Here is a 14,267-nt window from a genome sequence, read left to right as displayed (position 1 = left end):
GTTCATCTCCTGGGGCAGTCAGCGCTGCCTGTGGTTGTTCCTCCGGACGGCGACTGGTGTATGACGCAGTGTTTGGCAGAACCGTCCTCCAGCACAGCGTAGTTGTACTCGATGCTGGTCGGAATGCCTGAGTCAGGCCGGTTGTAGTGCGGCGTGACGGACAACTGGAGGTGCTTTCCAGACTTGACGGCAGTCCTGATTTCCCTTTCCACTCCCCAGTTGAGGTAGGGGGTGTTCGTCTTTTCGTACTCAGCCACCAGGTTGCGCAAGTCGATGCCGGAACCGCTGGCCGCCGCGGGAATCAGGTGTCCGTTCGCCGGAACGTGACCCTGCGCTGCGATTTCGTCCATTCCCGGAGGCTTGGTGGAAGCATTGGTATTTGTCCCTGGCGCCTTGCGTCCCTTGTTGTAGTCACTGCCGTCCAGCAGTCCGTACACCCCGGTCGCACGGCATTCGGAGCGCTGTGAGAAGGCATCGTAATAGCGTTCGCGCGGCAGGTAGACGGCGTGGCCGGTCGGGCTGACGCCCGGGCCTGCATCGCAGATGTTGTCCTGGCGATCGCGGCCGTCGTTTTTCCCGCCGGGGTTGTTCTCAGGTGCGGGAAGGGGGTCTTGGCCCTGGTCCGGTGTGTACTGTCCATTGCCGAGCAGGTTGAGCATCTGCAGGGCGCCCATCACCATGTCCCAGCCGTCGCCGGGCTGCCAGCCGCCAGAGCCCGGATTCCAGTCGGGCTTGGGCAGTGCCCGCTTGGGGGCAGGTACTGGGTTGCGGCCCGCGTTGGGGTTCTGCGGAATCGGCGGTCGGACAGGGCGTGTCGGTGCCTTGGCCCGTACGGCACGTGGAGTGTATCCGCGGTGGTGCCCAGTCCGGCTGTAGCTGCGGTGGTACCCGCGCCAGCGGGTTCGGCTGTACCCGCGGCTTCTGCCGTGACCGGTGTATGGGCCGGGCGTCATGACGATCATTTCGTGTCCGCCGGCCATCCCTGCAAAGTAGTCGGCCTGTGCTTGTATGCGGGCGGCCATGGATTCGGTGCTTGAGAAGATGTTGTCCCACACGGAGCCGGACGATCGCGAACCGATGACCCCGCCCGAGCGGCTGCGGGACCACTTGTCGTAGACCAGCGCTCCCCCGCCGGTGCCGATTGCAGCCGCAGTGCCCCAGCCGAGGGCTTCCCATCCCAGGACGACGCCTCCGATCACGAGAGGAATGACGTGCCCGCTCGGATCCGTGTGGTCCACCGGGTCGCCGTTGCCATACACGTAACGGTTGGCTCGGGCCGAGGAGGTCGGGTCCAGCTGCCAGGTGTCGCGTGAGGCGAAGGCGCCGGTGTTCGGCTGGTACCAGCGGGCGGCCATGTTGACGTCCCCGGTGGACGGATCCGTCCAGCCGGACTGGTAGCCCAGGGACGCGGTGGTGCCTTCGTGGGCGGTGACCGTGCCGAAGGGGTCGTAGGCGGTGGAGCCGGTGATTTTGGAACCGTCCGGGGACAGGCCGGCCACCAGGTCGGTGTGCTGGTCGGTCAGTGCGCGGCGCGCGCTTACGCCCTTGCCGCCCATGGCGAGCAGAGCGCCGTCGGGGGTCCGGCTGTAGGTGTGCGTGCCGTCGCCAACGAGGTTGTTGGAGCCGCCGTCGTAGGTGAACTCGGTCTGTCCGCGTCCGGTGACGCGGTCCAGGGAGTCGTATCCGTAGCTGGTGTCGCTGTCGGTGATCCGGCGCTCGAAGGCGTCGGAGGTCAGTTCGCGCGCCGTGCCCGATCCGGGGGTGGCGGAGGCCAGGGTGCCTCGGGCGGTGTAGTGATAGGTGGTGTTGCCGTCCTGAAGCAGCCGGTTGCGTTCGTCGTAGCTGGCGCTGGTGGTGCCGTTCTTGACGCGGTTGCCGGCCGCGTCCCACTCGTAGGCGGTGGTGGTGTCGCCGCTGGTCCACGAGGACAGGCGGCCTGCCGGGTCGTAGGTGTAGGTGTTGTCGCCGGCGCCGGCGGTGCCGCGGGTCGTCTTGTGGGTCAGGCGGCCGTCAGGGTCGTAGGTGTAGTGGGTGTCGGTGATGTTGGTGGTGTGGTCCGGGGCGGTGACGGTGTCGGCGCTGAGGCGTCCGAGGGTGTCGTAGTGGTAGCTGCGCCGGCCTCCGTCGCGCCATTGGGTGCCGTCGGGGGTGCTGGTGGCGTACTGCTCCTGTTCGATGCGTCCGGCGGCGTCGTAGGAGGTGCGGGCGCGGCCGCCAGTGAGGGCGTCCTCGGTCAGCGAGCGGCGGCCCGCATGGTCGTAGGTGTAGGTGGTGGTGCCGGAGGCGTCCTTGCGGGAGGTCATGGCGCCGTCGGCGTCGTAGGTGTAGGTGGAGGTGCCGCTGCGGCCGTGGGCGTTGAGCAGTTGGCCTCGGTCGTTGTAGGTGTAGGTGTTCTGGCCGAGGACGGTGCCGTCGCCGGCGGCGGTCAGCCGGCCTGCGAGGTCGTGGGTGAGGGTGCGTGCGGTGGTGGGGGCTTCGGCTCCTTCGCCGGTTTCCTTGGCCAGGTTGCCCAGCAGGTCGTATTCGCGGGTCCGCTTGACGCCGCCGGGCAGGAGTTCGGTGACGGCCTGCCCGGCCGCGTCGTACACCGTCGTCCAGGTGCGGTCGCCGGCCTTGGGGTGGGCCTTGGTCTGCGGTTCGGTGGTGGCCTCGGGCAGGCCCCAGGGGGTGTAGGTGTAGGTGGTGGTGTTGCCGCGGCCGTCGGTGAGGCGAGTGCGGTGGCCGAGGGTGTCGTAGCCGAAGCCGGTGGTGATGGTCTTGCCGTCGGCGACCGGCTCGGTCTGCTGGGTCATGCGGCCGAGTGCGTCGTAGGCCCGGGTGATCTTTGCCTGGGTGGCGTTGGTGGTGGAGGTCTGGTTGCCGTCGGAGTCGTAGGTCGCGCTGGTCGAGCTGAGGGGCTTGTCGCCGGTGCCGTAGGCGGCCGTGCCGGTGACGTGGTCCCGGCCGTCGTAGCTCATGGTGCTCTTGCGGCCCGTGGGGTCGGTGACTTCGGTGCGCCGTCCCAGGGCGTCGTAGGCGAAGGCCGTGGTGCCTGCGGCGGGGCTGGTCGTTTTCACCACCTCACCCGCGGCGTTGTATTCGGCCGTGGTGGTGCGGCCCATCGGGGTGGTGGAGGCGCTCTGGTTGCCCGCGTCGTCCCAGGTGTAGGTGGTGGTCAGGTTCTGCGGCGCGGGGTAGCGCTCGATGGTGGTGTCGCTTCGCCGGCGGCCGAGTTCGTCGTAAGTGGCTTCGGTGCGGGCTCCGGTGGGGTCGGTCCGCGAGAGCTGCAGGCCGGTGGGTGTCCAGTTCCACACGGTGGCGGTGTCGTCGAAGCGCACCAGGCCGGCGGGTAGCTGATCGGCGGGCGTGGGGGTCGAGCGGCGGGTGAGGTTGCCGAACTGGTCGTAGGAGTATCCGGTGGTGCGGCCGAGTGGGTCGGTGGTGGTGGTGACCTGGCCCGCCGCGTCATAGGCGGTACGGGAGACCGCGGTGATCTTCTTTCCGCCGGGCGGGGTGTAGTCGGGCAGGGTGACGGCGGTCGGGCGGCCGAGCTTGTCGGTTTCCGTGCGGGTGACGGCGCCGTCCGGGGTGCGGGTGTGCGTGGCCTCGCCGAAGGCGTTGTAGCCGGTGAGCGTGGCCGGCTTGACAGCCTTGGCGTCCGCGCCGTTGGTCTCGGCCGTCACCTGCGGGGCGGTCTGCTCCACGGGGCGGCCCAGGGCGTCGTAGCGCCAGGTGGTGGTGAAGTCGGCGGCGTGGGCGCCGTCCTCGTTCCCTCGCGGGCTGGTGGTGCTGGTGGGCAGGCCGCGCTGGTCGTAGGTGTGTGAAGTGGTCAGGGCGCGCCTGCCGTCGTCGGCGGTTTCGGTCAGCGCGTTGCCGGCTGCGTCGTAGGTGGTGCGGGTGGTGAGCAGCGCCGTCTTGGCTTCGAGCGGGTGGTCGTCCTTGTCGTAGGTGTAGGTCGTCCAGCGGTTGAGGCCTTCGGGGTCGAGGGCCGTGCGGGTGGGACGGCCGGTGGCGTCGACTTCCTGGGTCAGGGTGGTGCGGCCGTTGCCGGTGGTCTGGCGCACCAGGTGGCCTGCGCCGTCGTAGGTGCGGGCTTCCGTGACGATGTCGTGCCGGGTGCCGTCGGCCTGGGCGACGCCCTTGGCGGTGGTGGCTGCCGGGAGGTTGTCGTCGTAGTAGGTGTAGGTGGTGGTGGCGCCCATCGCGTCGGTAGTGGAGGCCAGTCGGCCGGCCGGGTCGTAGGCGCGGGAGGCCACGACCAGGTCGCGGGGGGTGCCGCTGGGGTCGCCCTTCCAGTTCTTGAGGACGGTTTCGGCGGGCAGGCCCTGGGGGGTGTAGGAGGTGAGGTAGATGGTGCCCAGCGGGTCGGTGCGCTGGGTGACGCGGCCCATCTGGTCGAAGCCGGCGGCGGTTTCAGCGCCCTCGGGGTCGGTGACGCGGTCGTTGCGGCCGTGTTCGTCGTAGTGGTAGGTCGTGGTCCGTGCGCCGTCGCCGCCGGTGGTGTCCCGGGCGGTTTCGGTCAGCAGGTTGCCGTCCACGTCGAAGGTGCGGGTGATGCTGCCGGTGTGGGTTGTGCCGGTGATCTCGTTCTTGGCGGGGGCGCCGGTGCGGGCGACCTCATGCGAGAGGGTGTCGTAGGCGTAGGTGGTGGTGACGCCGGCGGGAAAGGTGTCGGAGGTCTGGGTCTCGGAGGCCTTGCGGCCCAGTCCGTCGTAGGCGTAGGCGGTCACCAGGCCGGACGGGGCAGTCGATTGGACCATGTCGCCGCCTGCGTCGTAGTCGAAGCGGGTGGTGGCGCCGCCGGGCGTGGTCTGGGTGCGGACCAGGCCGGCGGGGGCGGTTCCGCCGCCGAGGGCCTCCTCGGTTCCGGTGGTGTAGGTGATGTGGGAGGTGCGGCCGTCGGGCAGGGTCGTGGTCTGCGGCAGGCCGAGGGGGGTGTAGCTCGTCGTTGTGCGGTAGCGGTCGTCGTGTGTGCTGGTGGAGCGTGCGTCGCGCACTGCGGTGATCTTGTCGTTGCGGGGGTCCAGCGGGTCCGCGGTGTTGAGGTAGTAGTCCGTGAACGAGGTCCAGCAGGAGTTGGTGTCACGGCAGGTGGTGCGCGAGACGGTGTTGCCGCGCGCGTCGTGTCCGGTGATCGTGGCGTGCCCGTTGGGGTCGGTCACGGTGTGCAGGAAGCCGCCCATGTCGTAGGCGTAGGTGGTGCGTCCGCCGGCAGCGTCGGTGGCGGCCACCGGGCGCTGGCCGCGCAGCGCGTCGTAGGAGGTGCTTTCGGTGTGGCCCGTCGGGTCGGTGACCTCGACGGTGGAGGTGAGCGCTGGGACGCCCGAGGAGTGCTGGGCCTGGTAGTGCTCGGAGACGCGGGTGTCGGTCAGGGCCTTGGAGTAGAAGGCGACCTCGTCGAGCTGGCCGGTGAAGGGACGTTCCTCCTTGGAGTTGATGCGGTCCCAGGCCCAGCTGGAGTAGCCGTTGCCGAGGTAGACGTGGGTGAGATTTTGCCAGTCGCCTCCGCCGCTCTTGCTGCCCGCCTGGGCGCCGTCGAGGTAGAGCGTTTGGGTGTCGGCGGTCGTGGTGAGCACCACGTGGTGCCACTGGTTGTCGGTGACCTTGGCGTCGCTGGCCAGAGGGGGTGTGGTCACTTTGTCCCGGGAGTGGAACATGCCGTAGAGCTTGCCGTCCTGGCCGACGGTCAGGACCGGGTTCCACTGCGGCGGGGTGGTGCCCAGTTCGGTGGTCTGGGCGGTCAGCAGCACGCCCTGGCGGGCGGTGCGGAACCACAGTTCGGCGCTCATCTCGGTGCTGCCGCCCAGGACGTTGCCGGGCAGTTCGACCGCGCCGTCGCCGTTGAGCTCGATGGCCGTGTTGTCGCCGGTGCCGAAGATGCCGGGTTGGTTCAGTGCGGTTTTGCGGTAGGTTCCGGTGCCCTGGTGCACCGCGGTCTTGCTGTGGGCCTCGATGCCGCTGGTTTCGTCCAGCCTCCAGTGGCCGGAGGGGGAGTCGGCGGCGATGTTGCCGCGGTAGCGGGCGCCGTCGCCGGCGACCAGGCCGCTGCGGGCGGTGTAGTGGCCGGCGACGGTGGTGGCATCCAGCGCCTTGCGGTAGAGGGCGGCCTCGTCGAGCTGGCCGGAGAAGTAACGCACGCCGTCCTTGCCGCCGCCGTCCCAGGAGGCGCTGGCGTAGCCGGCTCCCAGGTAGGCGTGGGCGAGGGTCTGTGCGGTGACCGGAGCGGAGGAGGTGCCGGCCGGGGTGCCGTCCAGGTAGAGCGTCTGCCCGCTGTCGGAGCCGGTGAGGACCGCATGGTGCCAGTGGTTGTCGGTGACGCTGGCGCGGGAGGTGATCTGCTGTTTGGGGTCGTCGGCGAACTGGCCGCGCAATTTGCCCGCGGCGTCGATGAGCAGCGCCGGCTTCCACTGGGTGGCGCTCTGGTCCAGTTCGGTGTCCTGACGGCCCAGCAGGACGCCCGACTTGCTGGTGCGGAACCACAGTTCGGCGCTCAGGGCGGTGGCGCCGTCCAGGGTATCGGTGGGGATGGCGATGGCGCCCTTGGAGCCGTCCAGGGTCGCCGCGCCGTCATCGCTGTCGGCGAAGGCGCCCGTGCTGCCGGGGGTGGCGCCTTGCTGGTATGAGGCGTCGCCGCCGTCGGCGATGTCGTCGGCGGCGACGGCGCCGCTGCGCTCCCCCAGGCGCCAGTAGTTGCCGGGGCCGGCGTCGCGCACGGTGTCGGCGTAGGTGTGGGAGGCGCCCGAGTAGCGGGGGGTGGAGAGGTTCCAGGTGCCGCCGTTGTCGTCCGTCAGGTGCGCCAGGCGGCCGGAGGCGTCGTCGTAGGCGATCGTGGCGTGGGTGCGGCCGGACGGCAGGGTGACCTTGGTGATGCGGTCGGCGGCCGTCCGGGCGGCGTAGTGCTCGGCGAGGGTGCGGCCGTCCAGAGCCTGGTGGTAGACGGCGACTTCGTCGATCTGTCCGGTGAAGTGGCGCACGCCGGCCGGCAGGCCGTCCCAGCCGGGGCTGGCGAAACCGGCGCCCAGGTAGGTGTAGGACATCTTCTGGTGGTCGATGGGGGCGTTGAGGGTTCCGACCAGTTGGCCGTCGAGGTAGAGCGACTGGGTGGTGCCGGCCCCGGTGAGGGCGGCGTGGTGCCAGGTGTTGTCCGTCACCGGCTGCTTGGTGACGATCGGTTGGACGGCGTGCGACCAGTACTGGGCGCGCAGCTTGCCGTCCTGGTCGATGGCCAAGGGTGGCACCCAGTCGTCCGGCTGGCCCTGGTCCAGGGCTCCGTCCTGGAAGCCCATCAGGATGCCGGGCTTGGTGGTCTTGAACCACAGTTCGGTGGTCAGGAAGGTGGAGGTGCGCAAGGTGTCCTTCGGCAGTTCCACGTAGGAGTTCTCGCCGTCGAACTGCGCTGCGGTGTCCTTGGTGGCCGTCAGTGCGCCGTCCGTGCCCATCTTGACGTCGTGGTAGGCGCCGGTGTTCAGCCCGGTGCGCGAGGGGGCCGCGGTCTTGGCCTCGGCGCCTTCGCTCTCGCCCAGGCGCCAGTACGCGACGGGGTTGTGGTCCAGCACGACGCTGGGGTAGAGGGAGCCTTGGGTGAATGTGTAGCGGGTGCAGTCGGTGTCGGAGCCGGGCGGGCAGACCTTGGTCAGCCGGTTGCCTTCGTAGGTGTAGGTCCAGGTCAGGCCTGGCTTACCGGAGGTGACGGGGCTGGTGGTGACGGAGGCGACCTTGCCGTCGTGCCAGGTGAAGTCCAGCGTCCGGCCCGAGAGCACGTCCTGGGCTCTGGTCAGTTTGTTGTCGGTGTAGGTCAGCTGCTGCGCGCGGCCGGAGCCGTCGGTGACCTTCGTCAGGCGCCCGGTGGCGTCGAAGGTGTGCAGCGTGCCGCTGCGCTCCCGCAGCACCCAGCCGCCGCTCTGGCCTGCGGTGAGGGTCAGCGGCATCCCGGAGGGCGCGGCGTAGCTGCCGTCGGCGTTGCGGCCGAAGCGCACGCGGCTGCCCTGCGCCAGGGTGATGAGGACATCACCGGTGCTCTCGGGGCGCGCCTGCATGTCCCAACGGGTGGACCAGCCGGCGCCGAAGACGGTGTCGGTACGCGGGTCCAGGGAGTTGTAGGTGCGGGTGACCGACAGTTCCGGGCCCACGGTGGACAGGGCGGCGTCGGTGGCGGCGGTGGAGTAGTTGCCGGCGCGGGCGCCGAACTCGTGGGTGCCGTCGCCGCCGAGATGGCCGGTGACCGCCGGCTGCGGAATGCGGGTGCTGAAGAACGCCGGGTTCGGGCGCACGGAGGCGTCCTTGCCGTCGTGGGCGTAGGCGTACCAGGCGTAGGTGGTGCTCCACGAGAGCCAGCCGGCGGGCACCGACCACTGCTGGGCGGTGCCGCGCGGCCCGCTGCGGCAGTTCTTGCGGGTGTCTTTACCCTCGACCTGGCAGACCTCGAAGGAGTACTGCAGCGGTCCGCTGGGGAAATGGTCAGGGTCCTGGCCGCTGGCCCACAGGGTGGGCGTCAGGGAGTTGAGCACCACGCCGCTGGCCGGGGACTCGGCCGTCAGGTGCGGCGGCAGGTTGACCGCGGCGATCTGGACGGCCGCGCCGCGGATGCCTTGCGCGGTGAAAGAGGTCGTGCCCTTCTCCTCCATGGTCCACTGCAGGGTGTACGTGGCGGGCGGCAGGGCGGCGATCTTGGCGTCCAGGGTCACCGACTGCCCGGGGGCCACGTCCCGGGGCATCGGCGTCCACAGGAGCTTCGCGGCGTCGGTGATCTTCTTGCCGTTGGCGTCGAAGAGGTCGTAGTGCAGCTGGAAGTTGCTGTTCTTGCCCCAGGTCTGCTGACCCTGGTTGGTGACGGTGATCTTCATCTCGCCCTGGGCCGTGGCGGTCACCGGCTTGGTGAACGCGCCCAGCTTGTAGGCGGCGCCGTACTTGGTCCAGGTGATGTCCAGGCTGGGCTTGCCGTTGGGGTAGGTGTTGGAGCCGAACTGCTTCCACCCCTGGGAGTCGGTGGTGGAGGCCTGGACGGCCAGGCCGTAGTTCTTCTTGCGGCCGTGTGTCCAGTCATCCACCAGGCTGCGGCCCGCCGCGCCCAGGTCGATCGCCTCCCAGGCCGGTCCGCAGGCCCACCGGGTGGTGTTCTTCGGCCTCCAGCCGTGGGCGAAGCTCTTGGAGCCGAGCGCGAGGCCGGTGGCCGGGCCGGGGTATTGCTTGAGGGTCTTCTCCGACCAGTCGGAGGTGATCGCGTGCACGGTGACCGGGCGGGCTGTGCACGAGTAGGACCAGGTGTTGTACAGGGCCAGCTTGGAGTTCAGCACGGTGGCGTTCTTCAGTGACGACTCCACGCCGGCGAAGCGCAAAAAGGCCGCGGCCTTGTGGCGGCCGCCGTCGTAGGTGCCGGTCTTGAGCACCTTGTCGCCGGAGAAGTTCTGGTTGTACGGGGCCTGGACGTAGGTGCCCGCGGTCGCACCGGCCGCCTTCACCGACGGGTCGACCTTGACCGGGAAGGTGCGTTCGGGCGCCGCCAGCCAGTCCTGGTCCAGGTCGACCACGAGGACCTGCTGTCCGTGATCATCTTCGAGGCGGTAGTGCACGCCGGAGGAAATCTCCCCCTGGCCGGCGTTGTCGGCCTCGGAGGAGTCCTCCATCCAGCCCGGCGGCATCCACGCGCGTTCGGTACCGGAGGCGTCGGTGAAGGCGAGGCCGCCGTGCTCGTCGAGCTTCGCGCTCAGTCCGCGCGAGTTGAGCGCAAAACGCCACTGGGTGGGCGCGTCCTTGCTCTTGAGCAGCAGGGTTTCCTTGACCGCGTCGTTGTCCGCGAGGTACTGCAGGTCGGCCGCGGGCCGCACGTCGGCGTAGGTGATGGTGCTGCCGTCCACCGTGCCCGGCGCGTGGGCGGCTCCCTCGAGCGCGAAGCCCAGCGTGTGGTCGGCGTCCAGGTCCAGGCTCAGCACGGGGCGGTCGTCGGCGTAGCCGGAGAAATGCAGGCCCGTGCGGGTGGACTTGGTCGTCCACTGCTCGGAGGTGACACTCATCGTGCGCGGGCCCTCGGGGTGAACCAGGCCGGTATCGATCGGCTCCCAGCTTCCGTCGGCGCGCCGGAGGTTGACGGGATCGTCGTACAGGCGGGTGGTGTAGGTCCCGTCCTGGTTGCGGTAGGTGCGCCGCCGCTCCGCGCGCTCCTTGACTACCTCGGTGCTGGTGTCCGCGTCGAAGCCGGCCGCCCCGGGGCCCTCGGGGGCGGGCACCTCGCGCACCGGCCCCATCCGGGGAGTCGGCGCGGTGCCGCCGAGCCGGGTGCCCCGCAGTTCCTGTTCGGGCGGCAGCTGCCCCGCACCGGCCAGGGGCGCGTTGTGGCCTTCGCCGGCAGAGGCCCTGGTGGCATCGGCCGACACCCGGTGGCTGCGGCCGGCAGCCGAACCCCAGGCCTGAGCGGGAGCTTTGGAGTTCAGCGGTGTGCTGCGGTCCCACTGGCTCACCGCCCAGACGGCCTGTTCAGTACCACACAGAACAAAAAGAGCAAAGGCCGTCAATATGGCGACAACACGCGCTGAACGCACCGAGAACCCCTCAAAAGATCAAGAAGGCTCAAGTTGTACAGCGAAGCTGGATTCTCATGCAAATCTCATAATCGACGGCTCCTCCGGCGCTGACCTCCACGCCGGCTGAACGGACAGCCCCGGGGCCGACCTCACGGACGGCGGCAGTCCAACAGGAGGAGTGCAGGTGCGCCAGGGGCAACACCAGGTCCCGCCCTCTGCCGCAATCACACAGCCGGCAGGCAGCACACAGGCAGCGGCCGCAGCAGGGACCGGGCAGGGAAGGCCAGCAGCCGCAGCACCGGGCGCACGTTGCATCCTGTGGGCACGCGGGCGGCGCGGGCGGCGCGGCAAACGCCGCCGCCATAGCGGATGCCGCCTGCCCCACGACGCTGAACGCGCCCAGGAGCCGACTTCGCGGATCGTCATCACACCGCAGTCCAGACTTCCGTCGCCAGTTCGGCACCGAGATCAGCCGCAGTCGCCGGGACCCGGGCCGCACGCTCCTCTTGCACCGCCACCTCAGATCGGACTTCCTCCGGGACCGCGAACACCGATACGTGAACCGGGAAGGGACTATCTGGCACAGCCCCCGCACCGACGACTGATGCACGAAGAGGCCGCGACATACCGCCGAGCACTTGAAGGAACCGCCCCTCGGCCGTGACGCGCGTTCACGAGACCGCACCGCGGGCGGGACGGTGGTGTCTGCGACAGTGGGGCGCATGACGGATGAGATGCACCCGCTGACCGCAAGGGAGCAGGCGCGCCGCGTGACGGCGGCCTGGCAGCGGATCGACGCCTGGCTTACGCAACATGCGCCTGCGTCAGCGGACTTGCTGCGGCCCGGAGCCAGTGACGCCAGCATTGCCAGCGCCGAGGCCGCTATCGGCTACGAACTTCCCCCCGGTCTTGCTGCCTGGTACCGCGTACACGACGGTGTGGACGAAGGTGAGGGGAGCGGAATCCTCCCGACCGGCAAGGCGATGCTCCCTCTGGAACAACTGGTTGAGGTCTACCGGGAGCACCAGGAGTGGAACGAGGAAGAGCGGGACATGCGGGGCCTGCTGCCGTTCGCTCAGCATCCCGGAGATTTCTGGTCCGGCTGGCACACCAGCGCGCGCAAGAACGATCCTGCCTACGGGAGGCTGGGCAAGTGGGCGGTGGATGACGAAGACGAGCCCTACCCCTACGGCAGTGATGGGTGGCCGCTGCACGAGTGGCTGGAGGAGATGGCCGCCGCGCTGGAGCAGGGCCGCCCGCTGACGACGCCGGAGGGCACAGTGGAGGTCTGGTCCCGCCCTGCGCTCTACCGCGGCGGCCTGGAGTGGGTCGATCCCAGGAACATGACCGTTGACGCACGGCTTTTGGACGGGCCCGGGTATTAGCAGCGGCCGGGCAGCCTGGCGCCTGCCCGGCCGCATGTGCCCGGGAGCGTTACTTGGGCACGGTGCACTTCACGTTTGCCCTGCTGGCGTCACAGTGCCCGAACTCCGGGAAGGCCACCCAGTATTCGTCCTTGTCCAGGAGTCTGAACGCACCCGAGAAGGTGGAGCCGAAGGTGTTCATGGAGCCGGAGTTGATCCGCAGGGACATCGCGGACCGTCCGCAGCGCTCCTTCCAGCTCGGTGCAGCCTGGCGGGTGTCGTCATACAGGTGCCATTCGCCCTGCTTGACGCGGGTGGAGTAGCTCTGCACGCACTGGTCACCGGAGTTGACCGGGTTCAGCCCGCCGTCGCTGGACTGCATTCCTGCGCTGTTGTAGCTCTTGGCGTAGGCGAACTCGTCGCAGCTGAGCTTGTCGCTGGCATCGACCGGGCTGGCGTCCGGGTTGCCCTTGGCGTCCGCCCAGCTTTCGTTGCCCGCCTTCGGGCAGATCCGGTCACGGTTCTTCTGCGGGTCGTAGCCCGCGTCGTTCTTCTCCGCGTCCGGCAGGTACTGCATCGGGAAATTCGCGGCCTTGCTGCCCGGGTGGGTGGGCAGCTTGGACTGGATCAGCCATGCATGCGCGACGGCGGCCGGCGCCTTCTTGAAGTTCATCACCCACGTGGGCTTGTATTTATCGAAAACGCAGCCGGGCGTGGGCTTGGCCACCTTGTCGCAGCGCACATCCAGGTCTGGTATCGAGTTGCCGAGTTTGACGGGCTCGATCTCCTTGAATCCCGGCACCTGCGGCTCGAGGCCCCAGTTCAGCGTGTGCGAGGCGACCTTGTTCGTGTCGGTTCCGCTGGCCTTGTGCGTGAACGTCGCGTACGCGGAGTGCAGGTCCGAGCCCTTGAAGCTCCAGGTGGAACTGCCCTCCCACTGCGGAGTACTGGTGGTGCACTGCGGCCCGCAGACAAACTTCGGGTCAATGGTGATGTGAGTGGCCTTGGGGTCCTTCGTCGTCAACTCGATCGGGACCAACGTCAACCGCTGCTGGAAGGTATCGGACTTCTGATCCAGCTGAATCTGGATGTCCGAGGCGAACGCGGCCAGGCCGACCGGCACCGGTCGCCCGCTGGAGTAATCCACGAGCCGAATGCCGATCGGGGAATGCTTCTTCAGGCACGCGCTGGTGCGCTTGAAGCTGTCCTTGCCCGAGGTCGCCTCGGTGCCGTCGGTGCACCACTTGACCAGAGGGGTGAGCGCCTTGATGTCGCCCAGACGCTGTTCGGCCCTGGCCCACTTCTCGGCAGAGATCTCACCGGGGTCTATCACGCCAGCACACATCGCCCGGAATTCGCTCACGGGCGTGCACCTGTCGGTGTTCTTGAGCAGCGTCGGTTGGGGGATGTTGCGCCGGGCGAGTTGCGGTTCCTGGTAGTCCTCCAGGTTGACCTTGGGCGCGTTCTGGTCCGGCTCGGGGAGCTTGATGTCCACCGCCCGGTCACGGACCTTGAAGGTGCCCCAGGACGACCAGTTGGTCTCGTACAGGGTGCCGTCGAAGCCCGAGGTGCGAAATGCGTAGGACTTGCCGGGGTTCAGCTTGCCGTAGGGCACTTCGACTTCAGCGGTCTTGCCCGAGGCGGTGTACTGGGAGACCAGCACGCCGCCGGGCTTGTCGGACAGCTTGACCTGTGTGGTCGGCTTGCCGTTGCCGTCGGTCTCGTAGACCTGGAAGGACAGGGTGGCCTTGTCGCCGTCCTTGTCGGTCACGGTGTTGCTGAGTTTGACCGTGGTCTGTGCGACTACACCGTTCTTGTCCAGCGGTCCTGCCTTGAGGTCCTTGCCCGACTCGGGGCGGTGCCCGCCTTTCACGTCCTTCTCCGGCCCCTGAGCCGCGAGTTCGGACGGCGACAGGTCCACCGTGTTGCTTGTCGGGCGGGGGTCTTGGGTCGCCAGCGCCGGCACTGAGCCGGCGGCTATCGCGGACACCGCTGTCGCTGTGCTGGCCACAGCAAGGGCGATCCTTTTGAAACGCACGTCGCTCCCACCTGTTCAAGAAGATCATGAGTGGCGGTGGGAACATATGGACGCCGTAAGGCCGTGTCAAAAGGTTCGGTTCAAATCAAGTCAGGCCCTGCGCACGGAACTTGAGGGCCAGCGGGTGGGAGCAGACGGAGGCGGGAGTCTTGCTCCTTCAGCTCGGCTGGCTGTTTCACCGCCACGCCAGCGCGACCAGCGCGCGGCCTGGCGCTCGATTTCATCGAGCCGCGCTCCCCCAGAGACGGTCTCCGGTGCACGAATCTGGAAGATCCACATCCTTTTATTGCGCATGCGGCCGATTGGTCAGCTTCTCGCCTTGTATGGCTGGTTCCATCAGGTTTGCCGAATATCTGTTGACGGAGTTTC

Annotated in this window: 3 protein-coding genes; 1 reads left to right on the top strand and 2 read right to left on the bottom strand. The window is 68.7% G+C overall.

Annotated features, from left to right (window positions below; translation table 11 throughout):
- Positions 1 to 2 precede the first annotated feature (2 nt).
- Positions 3 to 10,220 carry a LamG-like jellyroll fold domain-containing protein gene (locus tag ACZ53K_RS33890; protein WP_468844454.1) on the bottom strand — a complete coding sequence of 3,406 codons (10,218 nt, stop codon included), beginning with the start codon at positions 10,218 to 10,220 and terminating at the stop codon, positions 3 to 5.
- A 998-nt stretch (positions 10,221 to 11,218) separates the two neighbouring features.
- Between ACZ53K_RS33890 and ACZ53K_RS33885 the strand changes: the two genes are divergently transcribed.
- Entirely contained in the window at positions 11,219 to 11,881 is a 663-nt protein-coding gene (locus ACZ53K_RS33885) for an SMI1/KNR4 family protein (protein WP_468844349.1), read from the top strand.
- A 49-nt stretch (positions 11,882 to 11,930) separates the two neighbouring features.
- Here ACZ53K_RS33885 and ACZ53K_RS33880 read toward each other — a convergent pair whose 3' ends face one another.
- A complete protein-coding gene (locus ACZ53K_RS33880) occupies positions 11,931 to 13,871 on the bottom strand; it encodes a hypothetical protein (RefSeq protein ID WP_468844347.1) in 1,941 nt (646 codons plus the stop codon).
- Positions 13,872 to 14,267: the final 396 nt, after the last annotated feature.

The sequence above is a fragment of the Streptomyces sp. NPDC033221 genome (assembly GCF_055577005.1).
Note: the sequence above shows the minus strand (reverse complement) of the source record. Positions and strands in the feature narration are given on the sequence as shown.

Coding starts and splice junctions, on each gene's coding strand:
- ACZ53K_RS33890 (WP_468844454.1), bottom strand. CDS start 10,220: ATGGGGCCGGTGCGCGAGGTGCCCGCCCCCGAGGGCCCCGGGGCGGCC.
- ACZ53K_RS33885 (WP_468844349.1), top strand. CDS start 11,219: ATGACGGATGAGATGCACCCGCTGACCGCAAGGGAGCAGGCGCGCCGC.